Origin of the sequence: Hymenobacter gummosus (assembly GCF_003970915.1) — a bacterium.
GTDB classification, from domain to species: domain Bacteria; phylum Bacteroidota; class Bacteroidia; order Cytophagales; family Hymenobacteraceae; genus Solirubrum; species Solirubrum gummosum.
In genome coordinates this window covers 570,369-591,355 of the sequence record NZ_RXOF01000001.1, presented here as the reverse complement: position 1 = coordinate 591,355, position 20,987 = coordinate 570,369, and the positions used below count along the sequence as shown (strand labels likewise).

Below are 20,987 nucleotides of genomic sequence, written 5' to 3'. Positions count from 1 at the left end.
TCCGCCCATGACTTTCCGGCCAACACGGCTGGCTACCTACCGTATTCCCTCTCTTCAACACCCCATGACCAACTCCCGACCCCTGCTGGGCGCCACGCTGGCCCTGCTGGCCGCCTGCGGCCCGAGCAAGCAGCTGAACCCCTCGCAGCAGACGATAACCGAGAAACCCGTGACCGAAAACGCAACGCCGGCGGCCGGCTCCTCCAAATCGGCCGCGCTGGACTACCCCCAGGCCCGCAAAACCGACCAGCACGACGACTACCACGGCACCCGGGTGGCCGACCCGTACCGCTGGCTCGAAGACCCCGACTCGCCCGAAACCAAGGCCTGGGTGACGGCCGAAAACAAGGTCACCTTCGGCTACCTGGGCCAGATTCCGTTCCGGGACCGGATTCGGGAGCGGCTGACCAAAATCTGGAACTACGAGCGGTACGGCGTGCCCCAGCAGGAGGGTGAATACCTGTACTACCAGAAAAACGACGGCCTGCAAAACCAGGCCGTGCTCTACGTGAAGCGCGCCGAGGAGCAGGGCGACGGGCAGGTGCTGCTCGACCCGAACAAGTTTTCGGCCGACGGCACCACCGCCCTGAGCGGCACCTACTTCTCCAACGACCACCGCTACCTAGCCTACACCACCTCCGGCGGCGGCTCCGACTGGCAGACCATCCATCTGCTCGATTTGAAGACGCGCCAGCCGCTCAAGGACGAAATCAACTGGGTGAAAGTGTCGGGCGTGGCCTGGGTGAAGAACGGCTTCTACTACAGCGGTTACGACGCGCCCAAGGCCGGCGAAAACAAGCTGGCCGGCAAAAACGAGTACCACAAGGTGTACTTCCACCAGCTCGGCACCCCGCAGTCGGCCGATAAGCTGGTGTACGAAAACAAGCAGATGGCCCTGGGCTTCCGCATTGCCTCCGTCACGGAGGACGAGCGGTGGCTGAGCATCTACCTCACCGACGGCAAATCGGACGGCAATAAGCTGGCCGTGCGCGACCTGACCGACAGCAAGCAGGCCGGCAAGTGGACGGTGCTGGGCGAGAACTACGAGTCGGATATGAACGTGGTGGGCAACCTGGGCGGCCGCCTGCTGGTGTACACCAACTACAAGGCCCCGCGCTACCGCGTGCTGGCCATCGACCCGAAGCAGCCCCAGCCCGCGGCCTGGAAAGACCTGCTGCCCGAAACCGAGCAGAAGCTCGAAGGCATCGACCAGGTGGGCGGCAAGCTGGTGGCCTCGTACCTGAAAGACGCTGCCTCGCTCATCAAGGTGTACGACGAGGCCGGCAAGCCCCTGCGCGACGTGGAGCTGCCCGCCATCGGCACGGCCTCGGGCTTCGGCGGGCGCAAGGATTCCAAGGCCGTGTACTACGCCTTTACCTCCTTTACCTACCCCACGACCATCTACCGCTACGACCTCGGCAGCGGGCAGAGCACGGTGTTTCGGGCGCCCAAGGTGGACGTGAAGCCCGACGAGTACACGACCACGCAGGTGTTCTACGCCTCCAAGGACGGGACCAAAATCCCGATGTTCATCACCCACAAGAAAGGCCTGAAGCTCAACGGGCAGAACCCCACCTACCTCTACGCCTACGGCGGCTTCAACGTGAGCCTGACGCCCAGCTTCTCGGTGGCGCGCATGCTGTGGCTGGAAAACGGTGGGGTGCTGGCCATTCCGAACCTGCGCGGGGGCGGGGAGTACGGCGAGGCCTGGCACAAAGCCGGCATGACGCCCAACAAGCAAAACGTGTTCGACGACTTCTACGCCGCCGCCGAGTACCTGAAAGTGCAGGGCTACACCAGCACCGAGCGGCTGGCCGTGGCCGGTGGCTCCAACGGCGGCCTGCTCGTGGGCGCCACCATGACGCAGCGCCCCGACATCTGCAAAGTGGCCTTCCCGGCCGTGGGCGTGATGGACATGCTGCGCTACCAGAAGTTTACCATCGGCTGGAACTGGGCGCCGGAGTACGGCACCTCCGACAACTACCAGCAATTCCAGAACCTGGTGAAGTTTTCCCCGCTGCACAACCTGAAAGCCGGCACCAGCTACCCGGCCACCATGATTACCACCGCCGACCACGACGACCGGGTGGTGCCCGCCCACTCGTTTAAGTTTGCCGCCGCCCTGCAGCAGGCCAACAGCGGCCCCAACCCCCAGCTCATCCGCATCGACGTGAATGCCGGGCACGGCGCGGGCAAGAGCACCAAGCTGCTCATCGACGAGTGGACCGACGTGTGGAGCTTCGCCTACTACAACATGGGGCTGAACCCGTACGGGAAATAGATGGCTGAATGGCTACATGGTCAAATTGTTAAATGGTTGATTGTTCTTGCGACACCAGAACGACCAGCCATTTAACAATCTGACCATTTAACCATTCTAATGTATCTTCGCAGCCGCGAAACCCGCTTTGCCTTGACTTTTTCCGTTCCTGATATGAAAAAAATGCTCATGCTCGGCCTCGTGGCCGGCGCTATGCTGTCGGTATCGGCCTGCAGCAACCCCGATTACGAGTCCAAGGGTGACATGAAACCGGCGGCCCTGCCCCCCGTCCCGGCCGCCGCTACAGGCAAGGATTCGGCTACCGTAGCCGCCGAGCAGGCCGCTCAGGAAATCAACGCCGTCAACGCCACCACGACCATCAAAAAGATGCAGCCGGTGATGTAAGGCGCCGCCTTTAAACCCTGAAACGCCCGGCTTCCGCAAGGAAGCCGGGCGTTTCGCATTGATTCGGTGGTCATTAGTTGCCTGAGCCAAGCAGTAGATGCCGCCGCGCCTCAGCCACCTCAATCTGGAATAGCCGCGGCCGGCGCGTAGCTTTGCGGCCGTACCCGATTTCCCCTCTTTGCCATGCCTGCTCCCGCCACCCTGCGCATCCGCCGCGGCACCGAAGCCGATTTGCCCCGCGTCCACGAGCTGATTGTGGAGCTGGCCATCTACGAGCGCGCCCCCGAGGAAGTCACCAACACCCTGGACGACATGCGCCGCGACGGGTTCGGGCCGGCGCCTATTTTCAGCTTTTTCGTGGCCGAAACCGCGGAGCAGGGTATTCTGGGCATTGCGCTGTACTACACGGCTTACTCCACCTGGAAGGGCCGCATGCTCTACCTCGAAGACCTGGTGGTGACCGAAGCCGCCCGCGGCACCGGCATCGGCCGCCGGCTGTTCGACGCGGTGGTGGCCGAGGCCCGGCGCACCGGCGCCCACCGCCTGAAGTGGCAGGTGCTGGAGTGGAACGAGCCGGCCATTGGCTTCTATAAGCGCATCGGCGCCAACCTCGACCCCGAGTGGCACAACGGCAACCTCACCGCCGAGCAGCTGCGCAGCTACGCCTGCGACCCGGCCGTGCTGGCCGCCGTAGGCGAATAGCCGCTGCGTGGCTGGCGCCGGTTTAGCCGGCGAAGCCGGCGTAACCGGTGCCCACCATAAAGCAGGCTTTCAGCCTGCGTGTAGCGTTGCGGTGCCAGCCCGGTGGGTTTGTGCGGGCGCCGGACGCAGGCTGAAAGCCTGCCTGATTATGGGCACCGGTTACGCAACTTGCAGTTGCTAAACCGGCGCCAGTTGCCCTGCTTTCTGCTGCGCCGACTGGGCCGCCGCGTAGGCCCGCCGGAATGAGTACAGCCACAGCAGGGAGCCGGCCAGGTACGCCGTGCCGCCCGCCGCGGCCGGCCCGAACCAACCCTGCCCACGCGCCGCCAGCAGCAGTAGCGCCAGCGAAGCCGCCAGCCGCAGCGGTTCCAGCCGGTAGCCCCAGGGCTTTGCCTCAAACAGCGCCCCGCAGGCCAGGGCCGCCCACACGCACCAAGCCGCCACGCCCCAGCGCAAGGCCGGAGTCATGTCTTTTTGAGTGAAGAGGAACACCGCCGCCCCGCCGATGAGCACCACGTACTGCCCGAAAACGTACCAGTTGACCGTGCGCGGGGCCGTGGTGGTGTACTTCTGATGTGCCGCCGCGTCGACTTCGGGAATCTGATAGGGGCCGCCCAGGGCCGCTGGGCGCCAGCCGGGCCGTCCGAACACAACCCGCAGCCGGTTCCAGAAGCCGGGCGTCTGGCTGAGCTGCGCCCGCAGCTGGGCGTAGTGGCCGAAGTTGGCCCACACCGGGTTCCAGGAGTTCAGCGGCGTGGTAATGCCGTACACCGGCCGCTCCTCCTCCACCTGAAAAGTGCCGAACAGCCGGTCCCAGATGATAAAAGTGCCCGCGTAGTTCTTGTCGATGTACTTGGGGTTGCGGCCGTGGTGCACGCGGTGGTGCGAAGGCGTATTGAGCACCCATTCCAGTGGCCCGAGCTTGCCAATAAGCTCGGTGTGAATCCAGAACTGGTAAAGCGTGACCAGGGCCGAAATGTACACGAACCAGGTCGTCTCGAAGCCCAGCACGGCCAGCGGCAGGTAGAAGGCGAAGGTGAATATACCCTGAAACGAGCTTTGACGGAGGGCCACCGACAGGTTGTAGTCCTCGCTCTGGTGGTGCACCACGTGCCCGCCCCACAGCACGTTGATTTCGTGGGAGTAGCGGTGAGCGAAATAGTAGCACAAATCGGCCAGTACGAACAGCAGCAGGCTGGTGGCCCAGGTGCGCGGCACGTCCCACAGCCGGGCGTGCGCGTACAGCAGCTCGTACACCCCAATCACCGCCACCTTCAGAAACACACCCGCAATCTGCGAGGTCACGCCGCAGCTGATGTTGGTGATGGCGTCGTGGAAGCGGTACTTCTCCCGGTGCTGCAGCCGCTCCACGAGCAACTCCGCCCCAATCAGCGCGAAGTACAGCGGAATGGAAAGGAGAATGGGGTTCAGGTTCATAGAGTGGGAATGGCTGGATTGTCAAAGTGCTAAATGGCTGACTGTTCTGATTCGCACCAGAACGACCAGCCATTTAGCAATTTGACAATTTAGCAATTCGCCGCTACTCAATCACCTCCAGCACCGTGCGGAACGACACATACTGGCCGGGAAAGCGGGTTTCAAGGTCGGCGCGCAGGCCGGGAGCGGCGACGCGCTGGTACTCATCGAGCTGTTCGGTGCTCACGCAGTAGAATTGCGCCGCGTAGGTGCAGCCGTCTTCTTCTTCGTTAAGCAGGCGCAGCAGCTGGCTTTTGACGAAGAAGCCCGTGGCCATGACGTCGGGCATGTGCTCGTCGCGCATGAAGGCCACCCACTGCTCGGCCACCTCCGGGTCGACGCTGCTGGTTACGTTGTAGAGAATCATGTGGTTGATTGTTAAATTGTTGAATGGCTAAATGGTTGATTGTTCTCGAACGACCAGCCATTTGACCATCCAGCCATTTAACCATTTATCAGACCCGCATCGGGTCGGGTTGGAAATCCTGAATTCGGGCGCGAATGTCGGCGGGTTTGAGCTTTTCGGCGGCAGCGGCGGTGGCCAGGGCGGGCAACTCGGCGTCGCCGGCGAAGCGCAGGGACAAGATCTGCCCCAGGCTCAGCTGTTGCTCCAAGGGTTGAAACCGTTGGCCAGTCAGCTCGAAGTAGCGCTGGCGCACCTCCAGGCGCGCTACGCGGTCCTGCAGGGTGAGGGCGTAGTGCTGGCGCAGCAGTAGCAGCGCCCCGAGCAGTAGCACGGCCAGGGCCGCGAGGCTGAACCAGATGCGCGACTCGTCGGAATCGGCGCCGGCCACGGCCCAGTAGCGCCGGCCGGTGTAAAGGGCCATGACAAAGGCCGCTGGCAGGGCCACGAAATGATGGGGCCAGTAGTACTGGCGGGTGAAGCGGGCTTCGGCCATGTGAAAGGCAGTCAGGGGAGCAAGTAGCAGTAGGGCAGAGGCAGCAGGCGTTTAGTTCTGGCCGCGCTGCCGGGCTTTCTCTTCGTCGCGGGCGGCTTTTTCCCGCTCTTTGGCCAGGTTTTCTTGGGCTTTTTCCCGCTCCTTGCTCATCTGCCCGCTGCTCTGCGGCGGGGCGCTGACCTGCGGAGCCGCCGCGGGCTGATTAGGCGGGGGCGACTGGGGCCGGGAAGGCGAGGCGGCGCCCGAGGGCGGCGGGGTTATCTGGGCCTGCGCGGCGGTAGCGCCCAGCGTGAGGGCCGCCAGCAGCAGGAAAAGGCGGAGGGTCATTTTCATGGCAACGGTGGAGAAAGGTCAGCTTAGGATACGACGGCGGCCCGCTGGCAGTTCCCGTTGGGGTGCCGGCGGCAACTCAGGATACCTCCACGTAGTCGAGGTCTTTGCCGTGGGTTTCGGGCAGGGTGCTCACGGCCCAGAAGGCAATCAGCAGGGATACGCCGCCCACCACGGCGCCGCTGGCAATGAGGTCGGGGGCCTCGGCGGAGCCCAGGGCGGCGGCCGTGGCCTGGAAGATGGGCACCAGCGCCACCACCGAGCCGCGGGCGAAGTTGGGCGCCGTGGTGGCCACCGTGGCCCGCAGGTTGGTGCCAAACTGCTCGGCCGCTACCGTCACGAACAAGGCCCAGAAGCCCACCGAAATGCCCAGCACGAAACACATGCGGTAGAACCCATCGGGCGAGGCGCCGCGCTGCAGAAACAGGTAAGCCGCCACCACGATGCCGCACATGAGCAGAAACAGCTGCAGGGCGCGCCGGCGGCTGCGCAGCAGCTGGCTCAGAGCCCCGCTGGCAAAGTCGCCGAACACCAGGCCGAAGTAGCACCAGAACACGGCCAGCCCGGCCGATACTTCGCCCTGCACACCCAGGGCGCGGCCAAACTCGGGCGCCAGCGTAATCAGGATGCCCACCACGAACCACAGCGGCACGCCGATGAGCAGGCACTTGAGGTACTTGAGCAGCCGCGGACCGTTGGTAAACAGGGCGAAGAAGTTGCCGCGGTCCACGCCGTGCTGCTTGGCTTGCTCGAACATGCCCGACTCGAACACGCCCACCCGCAGCAGCAGCAAAGCCAGGCCCAGCCCGCCGCCCACGAAGTAGGCGTTGCGCCAGCCCAGGGCCTCGCCCACCCAGTAGGCCAGCATGGCCCCCGACACGCCCACCGTGGCTACAATCATGGTGCCGTAGCCGCGCTTTTCCTTGGGCAGCGTCTCGGCCACCAGCGTGATGCCCGCGCCCAGCTCCCCGGCCAGCCCGATGCCGGCAATCAGCCGCAGCCAGGCGTACTGCCCGATGGTTTGCACGAAACCGTTGGCAATGTTGGCCAGCGAATACAGCAGAATGGAGCCGAACAGGACCGACAGCCGCCCGCGCTTGTCGCCGAGCACGCCCCAGAGGATGCCGCCGAGCAGCATGCCGCCCATCTGCATGTTGATGAGGTACAGCCCCTCACTGGTCAGGGCCTTGCCGCTGATGCCCAGATCGGTCAGGCTGGGCACCCGCACGATGCTGAACAAGATCAGGTCGTAGATATCGACGAAGTAGCCCAGGGCCGCCACGATGACGACGGCGCTGAACAGGCCGGTGGTTTTGGGAGGAGTGGGTGGGGGAGAGGTCAGGGCCATGCAGAAGCGGAATCAGGGCCGCAGGTTACGAAGATTTATGCACCAGTGCTATCGAGCCGCTGTTACGGACCTTTCCGCTTGGGAGCGGTTCGGCCATATGGCGAGGACAACGCAGCCGAAGTGCCTGGCCACATGAGCATCCAGGCGGCGCGGACGACGGGCGCGTCGCGGCGCGCCCCTACGCATCCACGAAATCCGTGCAATCCGTCAAATCCGCAGAAATCCGTGATTCACGGGTGCTCCGCGTCGCAATTGCCGTGCGCGCAGGCGCCGGGCTCAATCTGCACGGTGATGTGGCCGATGTTGAACTCGTCCTGGATGCGGTGCTGCAAATCGTGCAGGAAGCCGCTGTCGGTGCCGCTGGGGCGCACGAGGTGGGCGGTGAGGGCTGTGTCGCGGGTGCTCAGGGGCCAGATGTGCAGGTCGTGCACGCCCGTTACGCCGGGCTGGGCCAGCAGAAAGCGGCGCACGGCCGTGGGGTCGATGCCGGTGGGTACGGCCTGCAGGCTGAGCTGCACCGTCTCGCGTAGCAGGCCCCAGGAGCTGTACGCCACAATGCCCAGGATGACGAAGCTGATGGCCGGATCGAGCCAGAGCCAGCCGGTGAAATACACCAGCGCCCCTCCCACCACCACGCCCACCGACACCAGCGCGTCGGTGAGCATGTGCAGGTAGGCCCCGCGCACGTTCACGTCGCCCTGTTGCCCGCGGCTGAACAGCCAGGCCGTGAAGCCGTTGACCACGATGCCCGCCCCGGCCAGCAGCATTACCAACTGGCCGTTCACCGGCTCGGGGTGGCGCAGGTGGCTGATGGTTTCCCAGAGAATGATGCCCAGCGCCAGGTACAGCAGCGCCGCGTTGAGCAGGGCCGCCTGAATGCTGATGCCCTTGAAGCCGTAGGTATAGCGCGCCGAAGTCGGGCGCTTGCCCAGCAGCATGGCGCCCCAGGCCAAAGCCAGGCTCAGCACGTCGGAAAGGTTGTGGCCGGCGTCGGACAGCAGGGCCGAGGAATTGGCCCACCAGCCCCCGGCGGCTTCGGCGGCCACAAAAGCCAAGTTCAGCGCAATGCCCCAGCCAAAGGAGCGGCCCACGTGTTCGAGGTCGGCGGGGCCGTGGTGGTGGCCGCCGTGGCTGTGGTCGTGGCCGGCGTGGGAGTGGTGCTGTGTCATCAGCCGAATTTACGCAGTTAAGGTAGGCAAGGCTGCCGTCCTCGGCCCGGGAAGAGCTGGACAGTAAGCATGGGCTGGCGGCCCTGGTAGGCAAACAGCAAAAGGAACCGGCTAGTTGCCGGTGCGCCGGATGCACGGACGGGCCGGGCAGCCTCCCCTAACAAAAGAGGCTCCCCGCCGGGGAGCCTCTTCGGTCTAGCAAACGGGCTCGGGGCCGCTTACCACAGGTCGGTGCCGCTGATGGGGAAGGCGTTGCCTGGGTCCGAGGTTATCCAGGAGTTGATGCTGCCGTTGACGGAGAAATTCCAGTACACCCGGGCCGGCGCGCCGCAGCTGCTCACAAAACCCTGGCTCAGGGTCAGCGAGGAGTTGCTGTTCGACTGGCTGCTGTAGTTGACGTAGATGGGCGCCGAGTAGCTGGTTTGGCAGTAGCCGTAATCGGTATAGGCAAAGGCGTCGCCACTGATGGCCACGTTCACGTCGCGCGTTTCGCCCGCCACGCGCCACTGGCCTTTGCTGTTGCGGAACTCCAGCTTGACGTCGAGCAGCAGGGTGGTGAAGTAGCCCTGCGCGGAGGAGTTGTAATCCGCGTAAGCGTAGGTTTCATACACAATCTTGCGCCGGGAGCCGCAGTTGCCCCACATGCAGAAGTCGTACTGGTACTTCCCGTCGCGGCCGCTGTTGGTTTCCATCGTCGTGCGCGAAGCCGTGGACGACGACGACACGGGGGTGCGGCCCGCCGCGGAGGCGAAGTGCGCCACTGACTGCCCCCGCTGCACGGCCTGCATGTCGGCCAGGAAGTTGAATTCGTGTTTCTCGCCGGCGTGGTACCAGAAGTACTGGTTGCCAATCTGGTATTCGCCCCGGGCGTTAATCAGCGTGGCCCACTGCTGCGGAAACCCGAACTCCTCGCGCAGGCTGCTGGCCGCCGCTTCGTCGCTGCGGCGCAAGGAGCTGAAGCCCCGGGCCTTTTCCCAGGCCGTCAGCTCGGCTTCCGGGCGGTTTTTGAGTTCATCGAGGGCCTTGGTAAAGGATTGGTAATCTTTGAATACCAGCCGGCCGTCGACCACCCGGATATCGGACGTGGCCACGGACAGTTTGGCCGTCGGCGCTACGTCCTCGTCCTGCTTGGCGCAGCCCGCCAGGCCACCGGCCAGGCTGGCCGCCAGCAACACTCCTACAATACGCGTCTTAGTGAAGTACTTCATAAAATGGGTTGAAAGGATGATTGGTACGGTTCAAACTTAGAGGCACGGCCCGGCGGGCTCAAGGAAGAATCCGGCCGCGCTGTGACGCCCGAATTCGGACCCGCCGCGCACTCTATCGGTAATCATCCGGCGCCAGTGGGTTTTGAGCGCAGCCCAAGCCCGGCGCGGATGCCGCACATTCCCTGAGCCATAGAATCCTGGCAAAGGCCAGCGGCGCCCGGGCGTGGCACCGAGGCGGCCCATAAAGCCCCAAGCCCGCCCCGGCCGACAGGGGCTGGAACGGGCTTGGTGTGACGAAAGCGGGAACCGGACTGCCGGCTACTTGAAGCTCAGCGGTACCAGCAGCTTCAGGCTCAGGTTGCGGCCCATGTTGAATACGCCGATGCGGCCGGTCAGGTAGTTCACGTCGGTGTACTTGAGGCGGCTGAGGTGGTTCTGGTAGGCCACGTCGAACACGTTGTTGACCGACAGCAGCAGCGAAGCCACGGTGCGGCCCTGGCTGGTAGTCAAATCGGTGCCGGCGCCGAGGTTGACGAGGGTGTAGGCGGCGGTGGGCGTCTCGGTATCGAAGGCGCCGAAGATGCGGCGCTGGGCGAAGTTGTGCTCCAGGCCCACGCGGGCGTACACGTTGCCGACGCGGCTCAGGCCCGGCACCCGGCGGAAATTCACCCGCAGCTCCGACTGCAGCCGGTCGGCGGGCGTGAAGGGCAGCCACTTCTCGCCCTCGGCCTGGCCCAGGCGGCGCGCCCGCACCATCGAAAACGAGTTTTCGAAGTGCAGCCAGTCGAGCGGGTGCGGGTGCAGGTCCACCGTTACTTCGCCGCCGTACAGGTTGGCCCGGCTCTGCCCGTACACGAACACGCGGTACTCCTCGCCGTCCTCGGGGTTGATTTGCACCGAGTCCTGGCCGGCCGCGTTGCTGATGCGGCGCGGGAAGATGAAGTTCTGAATGCGGTTGTCGAAGGCGTCGACGCTGAAGGTGACGTGCTCGGTATTCAGGCTCAGGCCCAGATCCGACTGAAAGCTGGTTTCGGCCTTGAGGCTTGGGTCGCCGATTTCGAAGCGGGTGGTGCCCTCGTGCACGCCGTTGGAGCCCAGCTCGGCAATGTTGGGTGCCCGGAAGCCGCGGGCCACGTTGGCTTTCAGAATCAGCTGCTCGGTGAGGCTGAAGGCCCCGCCCAGGCTGCCCGACCAGTTGCGGAAGGTGTTCTGGAAGGCCGCAAACTTGGCCTCGGCGCCCGGCGTGCCCACCGGCACGGGCTGCTCGTCGGCGCCCAGCCACAGCGCGTCGGCCCGGAGGCGGCGCTGGTCGTAGCGCAGGCCGCCGCTCACGTCGAGCCGGCCGAAGGTGCGCTTGGTCACCCCGAATACGCCCGCGTCGAACAGGTGGTAGGCCGGAATCAGAAATTCCGCGCCCAGGTTCTGGTTTTCCTGCGCCATGCCGCTCACGCCCACCGTGGTGTTCCAGCCCTTCAGCTCGGGCAGGAAGTAGCGGGCGGCGTAGTCGAGGGTGCGCAGCTGGAAGTACAGGCTGGGCTCGTCGGGGCCGGCCAGCAGCTCCCCAAACTCCCGGCGCAGGTTCTGCTGCCAGCCCACGTTCAGCGTCAGGCGCGAGGCCCCGAGGATGAAGTTGTTGTCGGTGCCGATGCGCAGGTGGTTGATCTGCTGGTAGGGCACGTCGAGGCCGTAGCCGCGCAACTCCTCCCGCGTAACGGGCCGGGTGATGATGAAGTCATTGAGGGCAAGGACGTCCTTGGCGAAGCGGCCCGAGGCCGAGTCCCGGGCGCCTTCGATGAGGCCCAGGCGTTGATTAAAGGAGCTGACCGTGAGGTGGGAGTAGCCCCAGCTTTTGTTCAGGCCCACGTAGCCGCTGCCGTTCAGCTCCCGGAAGCCCGAGTTGTACACCCGGCCGTCGTAGCGGTTGCGGTAGTTGCCGGCCACCTTGCCCGAGCCGCGCACCATCCAGTTCAGCCCGTTCAGGTTGCCGGCGTTCATCAGCGAGTAGCCCTGCAGGCGGTTGTTGGTCTGGTAGTTGGCCGTCAACGAGCCCAGCACGCGGCCGTTGTCCACCGGGTCGGGCGCCACAAAGTTGATAACTCCGGCCAGCCCGTCGGAGCCATACAACAAGGAGCCGGGCCCTTTGATGACCTCAGCCCGGTCGATGCTGTACTCGTCGATTTCGATGCCGTGCTCGTCGCCCCACTGCTGGCCTTCCTGCTTGGCGCCGTTGTTGAGGGTGATGACGCGGTTGGCGCTGAGCCCGCGCACCACCGGCTTACTGATGGCCGCCCCGGTGGTAATCTGGCTGACGCCCGGCGTGTGGGCCACCGCGTCGATAACGTTGGTGCTGGCGTGCTGGCGCAGCTCCGTCTGGTCGATAACCGTGGTGGGCACCGGGGAGCGGCGCAGCTCGGTGGAGGCCGATACGCCCGTCACCACCACCTGGCCCAGCTCCGTCACGGCCGGCGTGAGGGCGAAGTCCAGGGCCGTGGGGCTGCCGGTATCCACGGTGCGCACCGCCGTGCCGTAGCCCAAGGAGCGGACCTGCACCAGGAAGCGGCCCCGCGGCAGCTGGTCGAAGCGGAAGCGCCCGTCGGCGTCGGTGGCGGTGCTCTGCTTGAGGTCGGGAAAGAGTAGGGTGGCGCCGGGCAGCGGCTGCTGGGTCGCCTGGTCGACGACGCGGCCCGTGACGCTGACGCGGCCGGTGGCGCGGGCCGTGGCAGCAGAAGCAGGAGCGGGCGTCGTCTGGGCCGCGGCAGTGGCGCCGGTCAGCAGCAGGGCCGAAGCCAGCAGGAAACGGGACATACAATTAAGGCTGGGGAAGCGGGGAAGGCAATGAACGGGGCAGGCGCGAGGAAGATGCACCAGAAGCAGGAAAACACCGGCCAGGGACCGGTGTTTTCCGTCTCTTTTTCTCCATAACCAAACCAAATGGAGAGAAACAAACCAGCCGCAAGCGGCTAGTTATGACAGGAGCCGCCGACGTCAGAGCCAGCGGGCAAAAGCAGAGAAAGAGGCGGCCGGCGGGGCTTAGATCAGGCCCCGCCGGCCCGCGGGGTTAGCGCACCGTCACCGGGAAGGTCACCTCGGCATCGGCCGAGCCGAGGTTGGGCTGGCCGTTCTTGATACCGGGCTGGTGCTGCAGGTTGATTTTCAGCGTACCCGTGGCCGCGGTGGTCGTCACCAGGCGCGTGCTCAGGCCTACTTCCAGGTTGTTCCGGTCCCGGTCGGTGCGCGTGATGCTGAGCAGGTTGGCCGGCGTCGGCACGTACACCACCAGGTGCTCGTCGCTTTCCTCGTTGACCTCCGCCGTGATGTTGTCGGCCGGGCTTTTCGATTCGTCGAGGAAGGTGACGGCGCCGGTGTAGGTGGTGTTGGCAGCCAGCGTGAGTGTGCCGATGGTGGGCGCGGTACCGCCGGCGCCGTCCAGGTCCTTGTATTCTACCGTCACGGGCGTGCCGCCACCGGCGGGCGTGAGGGTGTAGCGCACGGTGGTAATCAGCTCGTTCTCGTCGTCGGGCGTGGGGTTGTCGTCGTCGTTTTTGCAGGACGTGGTCAGCAGCGGGGCGGCCAGCAGCAGGGCGGCAAGGAAGGGGCGGAACAGGGGCTTTTTCATGGGTTGGGGATGATGAATGATGGTTGAAAGCGGGGGCGCCACGGCGGCGCCGTTGTTAGAAAACGGGCGCGGCAAACCGGCCTGGATGATGGAAAAGACTAGGAGAGAAGCTGCTACGCCCTAGCGGGCCGACCGGCGGCCGAACTCCAGCGGGGCGCGCAGGCGCAGCGTCAGGTTGCGGCCCTGGTCCTGGGCGTAATAGCGGAAGCGGTTCAGGTACTCCCGGTAGCGCGCATTGAGCAGGTTGGTGCCAGCCAGGCTCAGCTCCAGCGGCACATTGCCCAGGCGCACCGTAGCGCCCACTTCGGCCCCGAAGAGCTGGTAGCCAGCCGGGGCCGCCTGCAAATCGTACTCGGCACCGGGCGTACGGTCCTGGCGGCGCACGGCGGTCAGGCTCAGCTGGGCGAAGGGCCGCTGCAGCCGGGCGGTGGGCTGGCGGGTCCACTCGCGCCGCAGGCTGGCCTCAAACCGGTCGGCGGGCACGAACACCAGGTAATCGTTCAGGGTCAGGTTGCGGGCGCGCACCACGGCCGCCCGGCCGCTGAGCAGCCAGCGCGGGGCCGGGGCGTAGGTCAGCAGCAAATCGGCCCCGCGGAATACGGCGTCGGTCTGCTGGGTGCGCCAGAGCGGAAACAGGCCCTGAATGGTCTGGAAGGAGCCCGCCACCACCTGGTAGATGTAGCCGTCGATGTGGTTCTGGTACACGGTCAGCTCCCCGTTCAGGCGCGGATTGTCGTGCAGCGTGGCCGTCAGGCCCAGGTTGTAGGAGGTTTCGGGGCTCAGGGGGGCTGCCCCGTCCGGGCGGCTCACGTCGTAGCCCTCCTCGTAGATGGCGTTGTGCACGCCCTGGGCCAGCCGCTCGTTGGCGGCCGGGGCCCGGCGCACCAGCCCGGCGTCGGCGCGCAGGCTAAGGTGGGTGCTGGCGTCGTACACGGCCCCCAGCGAGGCGGCGGGCGTCCAGTACCGGAACTGCTGCTGCTCCACCCCGTAGCGCAGGGTATCGTCGACGACGGTGCGCGTCAGGCGGCGGGTCTGCAGGTCGCGGCGGTCTAGGCGCAGGCCGGCCTCCAGCAGCAGCCGCCGCTGCTGCCACCGCTCGATGAGGAAGGCCCCGCCCACCTGGTTGGTGTAGAACGGAATGAACTGCCGGCTGCCCGGGGCGTAGCGGTTGCGCTGGTAAGTGCCGCTCAGCCCCACCGAGCCGCTGAACGGGCCCCAGTGCGGGTGTTCCCACACCAGGTCGGCGGTGGTGGTGTAGTTTAGGTAGCTGAGCTGGGGCAGGTTGCGGCGGCCGGCCGTGCTGCCGCCGCGCACCACGTCAAACTCGTCGCGGAAGTCCTGCTGATTGGCCACCGTGGCGGTCAGCCGCCCGCCGTTGCCGGTTTTCCAGAAGCCCGTCAGCTTCGCCAGATCGTGGCGCAGCTGCTGGTAGGGCCGGTCGATGGCGTAACTGAACTGCCCGTCCGTAGCCGGTCGGCCCCGGCTGATGGCGGCCTGCAAATCGGTCTGGTTGCCCACCACGGCCGCGCTCAGAATGCCCAGGCGGGAGTTGAACTGGCTGTAGAAGGCCTCCAGGCCGTACCGCTCCTTACGCCAGCCCAGAGCCGCCGAGAAGTTGCGCTCCTGAAAAGCCGTGTTGGCCAGCCAGTAATCGGGCGTGCGGGTGTTGCCGGCCTGCTTGATGGAGCCCTGCACCCACCAGCTCAGGGCCGGCAGGCGGCGCAGGTTGCCCTCCACGCTGGCCGATGCCGCGCCCAGGCCGTTATTCGACATGCCCACCAGGTTCAGCTCGGCGCCCGTGCCGGCCGAGTCGCGCAGGGGGCGGGGCTGCACCAGCACCACGCCGCCCACCGCGTCGGAGCCGTAGCGCACGCCGGCGGCGCCCTTCACCACGGTCAGCTCCGAGGCCACAAACGGGTCGATTTCCGGGCCGTGCTCCTGGCCCCACTGCTGGCCTTCCTGCCGCACGCCGTTGTTCATGATGGCCACGCGGTTGGAGTGCAGCCCGTGAATCATCGGCTTGAACACGCTCGGGCCGGTCTGAATGGCCGTCACGCCGGCAATCTTCTGCAGCGCCTCGCCCAGCACCTGGCCGCGGGTGCTCTGCAGGGCTTGGCCCGACAACGTGCCGCTGGCCTGGGGCGTGGGCGCCTCCACGCGGCTGCCGCGCACCACCGCCCCCTGCAGCCGGATGGCCTCGGGGTGCAAGGCGAAGTTGCGCACGGCGGCGCCCGTCACGCGCAGCTCCGCTTCTTCCGGCTGATAGCCAATGAAGTGAACCTGCACGCGGTAAGTGCCGGCGCAGACGTGAAAATGGAAGTGGCCTTCGGAATCGGTCTGGGTGGCTTCCTGGCCCGGCAGCAGTACTACCGTGGCCCCCGCCAACCCTTCGCCCGATTCATGGTCCGTGACGCGGCCCGCCAGCGGGAGGGTGCAGGTGCTCTGGGCCGCAGTCGGGTAGACTACGCCCAGGCACAGCCCCGCCCACAGCAGAGCCGCCGCAAGGCGGAAAAGCATGAAAATGAAGGGAAACAGCCTGAGAATAGACCGGCCGCCGTCCGTGCCGCCCGGCTACTCAAACGCCAGGGCACCACTACGACGCGCCGCACCCGCGCTGCCAAAGCAGCCGGGCGCACACTCATTCTAGGCTTGGGCGGGCGGCCCGCGCAGCCACGCCGCGGCGGGCGTGGTGTTCTGCCACACCGACTCCTGCGCCGCGCCCTCGGGTCGGGCGTAGGAGTAAAAGTGCACCGGCACCGTCAGCTCCGCGGTGGGCTGAAACGGCACGTCGAACAGGTGGTCGACGGGGCAGTGCTGGTGCTTGGTCGACAGCACGGCTTTGTCGCGCTGCCCGGGCTGGTGGGCCACTTCCTTCTCCGTGTGCTCGTGGCGGTGCAGCGCCAGAATAGCCGACTCCGGCAGCAGCACCCGCACGAAGCAGAGCAGCAGCAGGGTGGCTATATGGGAGCGGATTTCGCGCATCGAGCAGAGAAGAGTTGGGCCCAAGTACGGAGAAAGACGGCGGGCAGCCAAACCGGCGTGCAAAAACACCGGCCGGCCGGCAAAGTTGCACAAAGAATTAACAACGAACGGGCCTGGATTCTACGTAACTTATAGACCCAACTGTACCACCCTTTCTGCACCCCACCCATGAAACGAATCCTACTCCGCACCCTGCGCCAGCTCGCCCAGCAAATCCGGCCCAAGAAAGCCGCGCCGGCCAGCCCCGACCGAGCCGCCGAAACCCTGTTCGTCTAAGCTCGGCAATTCGACACTTTCGCACAGGCCGATAGTGCGTTCAGCGAGGAAAAGCGGTACTCAGCCGAGGTTCCCAGATCGGGATATGGCACGAATCTTACTTCGGGTCATTAACCGACTAGCTCCCGTGCTGATGAACCCGCTCCACTTCGATTCGCTCGTTTTATTCCACGACCCCGCCCTGCGCCTGCTCTACCACCGCTGGCAGGGGCAGCACAACATGCACCGCTTCCGCCCGGCCATCGAGCACGTGCAGAAGCTGCTGCGGGAGCAGGCCATCGAGTCGTGGGTTGTCGACCTGAACGGGCTGCCCAACCTGGGGCTGGAAGACCAGATCTGGCTGAGCGACGAAGTGCTGCCCGCCGTGGCGCCCCTGACCAGCCTGCGCCAGCTGGCCCTGGTGTTCAGCCCGAATATGTACAACCAGCTGGCCGCCGAAAGCATCCTCGACCACGGCCAGCGCCACCTGAACTTCGACGTGCAGTTCTTTACCGACTCGTCGGCGGCGCTGGAGTGGCTCATCAACCCGACTACTTTCCCGGCCATGCCCGCCCCGACGCGCATGGTGGCCTGAAGGTCCGACGGGAAGCGCCCCCGGCTGTTCTGACGCGTTGACCGAGGCTGCGGCCCGGCTCAACTGCCAGGCTGACAGCTTCCGGCCCCGTCGGAGCCAACTGGAATACGATTTGACACCGGCCCCGCGGCCCGGCTGCTCCCCCAAGGGCGGCCGGGCCGCGTTGTTTTCCCTGACTTTCTCACCATTCCATTTCTACCCGCCATGCAGGAAACCGGCAGCATCTCGATTCACACCGAGAATATCTTCCCCATCATCAAGAAATTCCTGTACTCCGACCACGAAATCTTCCTCCGGGAGCTGGTCAGCAACGCCGTCGACGCCACGCAGAAGCTCAAGAGCCTCGCGCAGCTGGGCGAGTACCAGGGCGAAGCCGGGGAGCTGAAGGTGACGGTGAGCGTGGACAAGGAGAAGCGCACCATCACCATTTCCGACCGCGGCATCGGCATGACGGCGGAGGAAATCAAGAAGTACATCAACCAGATTGCCTTCTCCGGGGCCACCGAGTTTGTGGAGAAGTACAAGGACAAGGATGCCTCGGCCAAGGACCAGATTATCGGGCAGTTCGGCCTGGGCTTCTACTCGGCGTTCATGGTAGCCAAGGAGGTTGAAATCTTCTCCAAGAGCTACAAGGCTGGCTCGGAAGCCGCCCGCTGGATTTGCGACGGCAGCACGGAATTTACCCTCGAAACCACCGACAAGCCGGAGCGCGGCACCGACGTGGTGCTGCACGTAGCCGAGGACTCCGACGAGTTCCTGGAAACCCCGCGCCTGCGCGGCATTCTGGACAAATACTGCAAGTTCCTGCCGATTCCGATTGAGTTCGATGGCGAGGTCATCAACCAGACGCAGCCGCTGTGGACCAAGCAGCCCGCCGACCTCAAGGACGAGGACTACGTGCAGTTCTACCAGACGCTGTATCCCTTCTCCGAGCCGCCGCTGTTCTGGATTCACCTCAACGTGGATTACCCCTTCAACCTGACGGGCATCCTGTACTTCCCGAAGGTGAAGGACGAGCTGCAGCTGCAGCGCAACAAGATTCAGCTTTACTCGCGCCAGGTATTCATCACCGACGAGGTGAAGGACGTGGTGCCCGAGTTCCTGATGCTGCTCCACGGCGTGCTCGACTCGCCCGATATTCCGCTGAACGTGTCGCGTAGCTTCCTGCAGGCCGACGCCAACGTGCGGAAAATCAACCAGTACGTGACCAAGAAGGTGGCCGACAAGCTGGCCGAAATTTTCCGCAAGGACCGCGCCGGCTACGAGCAGAAGTGGTCCGACATCGGCCTGTTCGTGAAGTACGGTATGCTGTCGGACGAGAAGTTCTACGACCGCGCCAAGGACTTTGCCCTGCTGCAGAACGTGGACGGGAAGTTCTCGACCATCAACGAGTACCGGGAGCTGGTACAGGCCAACCAGCAGGACAAGAACGGCCAGACCGTGCTGCTCTACACCACCGACCCGGAAGCCCAGCACGCCTACGTGGTGGCCGCCCAGGACCGCGGCTACGACGTGCTCAAGCTCGACGGCCCGCTCGACGCGCACTTCATCGGGCAGCTGGAGCAGAAGCTGGAGAAAACCACCTTCAAGCGCGTAGACTCCGAAACCATCAGCAAGCTCATCGAGAAGGACGAAACGACCGAGAGCGTGCTGTCGGACGAGGAGAAAACCAAGCTGCAGGAGCTGTTTGCGCAGGCCATCAGCAACCCCGCCATGCAGGTGCAGGTGGAAGCCCTGTCGCCGCAGGACGCGCCGGTTATCATCACCCTGCCCGAGTTTATGCGCCGCATGAAGGACATGCAGCGCGTGGGCGGGGGCGGCGGTATGGCCATGTTCGGCTCGTTGCCGGATAGCTACACCGTCAGCGTCAACGCCAACAGCGCCGTGGCCCAGCGCGTGCTCAAGCTGGAAGGCGACGCCGCTGCGAAACTAGCCAAGCAGGCCTTCGACCTGGCGCTGCTGGCCCAAGGGATGCTAAAAGGCGAAGCCCTGACGCAGTTCGTGAAGCGCAGCGCCGAGCTGCTGGCGGCGGAGTAAGTGGTGAAATAGTGAGTTGGTGAAATGGTGAGTGCCGTTCTGGCGGCACCTGCCAGCGCCAACGTGAATCAACCGGCCCCGGCAACTGCGGTTACCGGGGCCGGTTGCGCATTCAGGGCCAGTAGGACGTCAAACTCACCATTTCACTATTTCACCATCTCACCGCCGGGCACTATCCGGCCCTATATTTACGTTTCGCTCCCCAGAACCACCTGTCTGTCTTTGTCGATGCGTTTGTTCCGTCTGTCGTCCGCGCTGCTCCTGCTGCCTTTCGTGCTGCTCAGTGCCTGCGCCAAGAAAACGGTGTCCTTCAACAGCAAGCCCGAGCCCACGGCCCTGGCCCTGAGCCGCGACACGCTGGCCAGCACCCGCGACACCGTTAATTCGCCCTCGCTGACCACGGGCAAGAAGCTCACCAAGGAGGAGCAGCGCAAGGCCCTGGAAAAGGAGAAAGCCGAGCAGCGCAAAGCCACCGCCAAGAAGAAGAAACGCATCTTCATGGGGGAGCGAATCAAGAAGGCCTACACCAAGTCGGGGCCCAAGGGGCGCAACCAGATTATCGAGGTCTTCTACGTGATGAAGACGCCGAAGCAGCCCAACCCGTACGCCCCCACCAAGTGGCTCTACAACCCCGTCAAGAAGCGCCTGGAAAAGACGCTCAGCATGGCCGAGCTGGATTTGACGAAGTACAAGATCCTGCACGGGCCCTACAAGAAGATGCAGGGCGGCAAAGTCATTGAAACCGGCTTCTACTACATCGGCGCCCGGCACCTGCGCTGGGAGCGGTTCAACCGGGACAACATCTTGCTCAGCAAAGTCCACTACGAGCAAGGCTTCCCGCGCGACGCCAACATCAGCTACTACGACGGGGGCAATACCATGGTCCGCGAGGTGGTGCCCTACATCAATGGCAAGCTGGAAGGCGAGTACATGAGCTTCAAGAACGACGGGCAGCCCGAGTGGCACGGGCAGTTCGAGAACGGTAAGAAGGTGGGTACCTGGACCAAATACTGGGGCTTCCGCAACCGCCGCCACTACGAGTACGAGTACGGCGAGTCGGGCTACGAGCCCGAAACTGAGGCCGTGCTGCTGAAAGAATACAACCGCAACGGCGTGCTCATCTACGAGAAGGATAAGCTCGACAAGCGCGAAGCCGACGCCAAGAGCCCCACCAACCCCGCCCGCGGCCGGCGAAACTAGGTAAATGGCTAAATGGCTGTATGGCTAAATGGTTGATTGTTCGACGCAAGCGGAACGACCAGCCATTTAACCATCGAGCCATTTAGCCATTTAAAACGCGTCCTCAAACGCCTCCGCCCGGAAGCCCTGGGAGTTGGGCGTGAGGGCCAGGATATCGAAGCGCACGTCGTGGGGCCAGTTGTGGCGGAAAACGTACTCCTCGGCCGCCCGGCGGATGCGCTGCTGCTGGGCCGGCGTCACGAACTGCTCGGGGTAGCCGTAGCGCAAATCGGTGCGGGCCTTCACCTCCACGAATACCAGCCGCGGCGGTCGGGCCTGCTGCACAATCAAGTCGATTTCGGCCCGGCCATGCCGGAAGTTGCGGGCTACCACTGCGTAGCCTTGGGCCGTGTAGTAGTCGGCGGCGGCCTGTTCGCCGGCCGCACCGAGGGTAGGGGAGGGCATGAGGCCAAGATACGGCTGAACCCCGAACCGGCGCCGGTGGTTGAGGATTAGTAATTTTGCC

The 20,987-nt window shown here is 64.8% G+C and carries 18 protein-coding genes; 6 read left to right on the top strand and 12 right to left on the bottom strand.

Translation table 11 applies throughout. The features are described from left to right. Window positions 1-64: 64 nt before the first annotated feature. From EJV47_RS02585 to EJV47_RS02575, 3 genes are all read left to right on the top strand, one after another. Window positions 65-2,281, top strand: coding sequence for a prolyl oligopeptidase family serine peptidase (locus EJV47_RS02585; RefSeq protein ID WP_126691567.1), 2,217 nt, complete (start codon window positions 65-67; stop codon window positions 2,279-2,281). Window positions 2,282-2,434: 153 nt separating this feature from the next. Next, a complete protein-coding gene (locus tag EJV47_RS02580; protein WP_126691566.1) occupies window positions 2,435-2,665 on the top strand; it encodes a hypothetical protein in 231 nt (76 codons plus the stop codon). A gap of 183 nt (window positions 2,666-2,848) precedes the next feature. Next, window positions 2,849-3,367 carry a GNAT family N-acetyltransferase gene (locus EJV47_RS02575; RefSeq protein WP_165903588.1) on the top strand — a complete coding sequence of 173 codons (519 nt, stop codon included), beginning with the start codon at window positions 2,849-2,851 and terminating at the stop codon, window positions 3,365-3,367. Between the two features lie 177 nt (window positions 3,368-3,544). Here EJV47_RS02575 and EJV47_RS02570 read toward each other — a convergent pair whose 3' ends face one another. The 11 genes from EJV47_RS02570 to EJV47_RS02520 all read right to left on the bottom strand — a co-directional run bounded on the left by EJV47_RS02570 (window position 3,545) and on the right by EJV47_RS02520 (window position 16,395). After that, window positions 3,545-4,804, bottom strand: coding sequence for a sterol desaturase family protein (locus EJV47_RS02570; protein ID WP_207895812.1), 1,260 nt, complete (start codon window positions 4,802-4,804; stop codon window positions 3,545-3,547). Window positions 4,805-4,907: 103 nt separating this feature from the next. Beyond that, a complete protein-coding gene (locus EJV47_RS02565) occupies window positions 4,908-5,210 on the bottom strand; it encodes a DUF4286 family protein (protein ID WP_126691565.1) in 303 nt (100 codons plus the stop codon). A gap of 88 nt (window positions 5,211-5,298) precedes the next feature. Beyond that, the gene (locus EJV47_RS02560) at window positions 5,299-5,742 is read right to left on the bottom strand and encodes a DUF6526 family protein (RefSeq protein WP_126691564.1); all 444 of its coding nucleotides are present in this window, start codon (window positions 5,740-5,742) and stop codon (window positions 5,299-5,301) included. Between the two features lie 51 nt (window positions 5,743-5,793). Next, window positions 5,794-6,075 (bottom strand): hypothetical protein, encoded by a 282-nt coding sequence (locus EJV47_RS02555; RefSeq protein ID WP_126691563.1) that lies wholly within the window; start codon window positions 6,073-6,075, stop codon window positions 5,794-5,796. 76 nt (window positions 6,076-6,151) lie between these two features. Continuing rightward, the gene (locus EJV47_RS02550; protein WP_126691562.1) at window positions 6,152-7,420 is read right to left on the bottom strand and encodes an MFS transporter; all 1,269 of its coding nucleotides are present in this window, start codon (window positions 7,418-7,420) and stop codon (window positions 6,152-6,154) included. Between the two features lie 230 nt (window positions 7,421-7,650). After that, entirely contained in the window at window positions 7,651-8,589 is a 939-nt protein-coding gene (locus EJV47_RS02545) for a cation diffusion facilitator family transporter (RefSeq protein ID WP_126691561.1), read from the bottom strand. Between the two features lie 218 nt (window positions 8,590-8,807). Then, a complete protein-coding gene (locus EJV47_RS02540) occupies window positions 8,808-9,797 on the bottom strand; it encodes a hypothetical protein (RefSeq protein ID WP_126691560.1) in 990 nt (329 codons plus the stop codon). Between the two features lie 318 nt (window positions 9,798-10,115). Further along, window positions 10,116-12,602, bottom strand: coding sequence for a TonB-dependent receptor (locus EJV47_RS02535; RefSeq protein ID WP_126691559.1), 2,487 nt, complete (start codon window positions 12,600-12,602; stop codon window positions 10,116-10,118). Window positions 12,603-12,855: 253 nt separating this feature from the next. After that, window positions 12,856-13,413, bottom strand: coding sequence for a hypothetical protein (locus EJV47_RS02530; RefSeq protein WP_126691558.1), 558 nt, complete (start codon window positions 13,411-13,413; stop codon window positions 12,856-12,858). A gap of 120 nt (window positions 13,414-13,533) precedes the next feature. Then, window positions 13,534-15,930 carry a TonB-dependent receptor gene (locus tag EJV47_RS02525; protein ID WP_126691557.1) on the bottom strand — a complete coding sequence of 799 codons (2,397 nt, stop codon included), beginning with the start codon at window positions 15,928-15,930 and terminating at the stop codon, window positions 13,534-13,536. Window positions 15,931-16,056: 126 nt separating this feature from the next. Then, complete coding sequence (locus EJV47_RS02520) at window positions 16,057-16,395, bottom strand: hypothetical protein (RefSeq protein ID WP_126691556.1); 339 nt, start codon at window positions 16,393-16,395, stop codon at window positions 16,057-16,059. Between the two features lie 409 nt (window positions 16,396-16,804). On the opposite strand from EJV47_RS02520, the gene EJV47_RS02515 reads away from it, so the two are divergent. The 3 genes from EJV47_RS02515 (at window position 16,805) to EJV47_RS02505 (ending at window position 20,482) form a co-directional block, all read left to right on the top strand. Continuing rightward, complete coding sequence (locus EJV47_RS02515) at window positions 16,805-17,245, top strand: hypothetical protein (RefSeq protein WP_126691555.1); 441 nt, start codon at window positions 16,805-16,807, stop codon at window positions 17,243-17,245. Window positions 17,246-17,449: 204 nt separating this feature from the next. Continuing rightward, the gene (gene htpG / locus EJV47_RS02510) at window positions 17,450-19,282 is read left to right on the top strand and encodes a molecular chaperone HtpG (protein WP_126691554.1); all 1,833 of its coding nucleotides are present in this window, start codon (window positions 17,450-17,452) and stop codon (window positions 19,280-19,282) included. 228 nt (window positions 19,283-19,510) lie between these two features. Then, a complete protein-coding gene (locus EJV47_RS02505; RefSeq protein ID WP_126691553.1) occupies window positions 19,511-20,482 on the top strand; it encodes a toxin-antitoxin system YwqK family antitoxin in 972 nt (323 codons plus the stop codon). 90 nt (window positions 20,483-20,572) lie between these two features. Here EJV47_RS02505 and EJV47_RS02500 read toward each other — a convergent pair whose 3' ends face one another. After that, complete coding sequence (locus tag EJV47_RS02500) at window positions 20,573-20,926, bottom strand: YraN family protein (RefSeq protein ID WP_126691552.1); 354 nt, start codon at window positions 20,924-20,926, stop codon at window positions 20,573-20,575. Window positions 20,927-20,987: the final 61 nt, after the last annotated feature.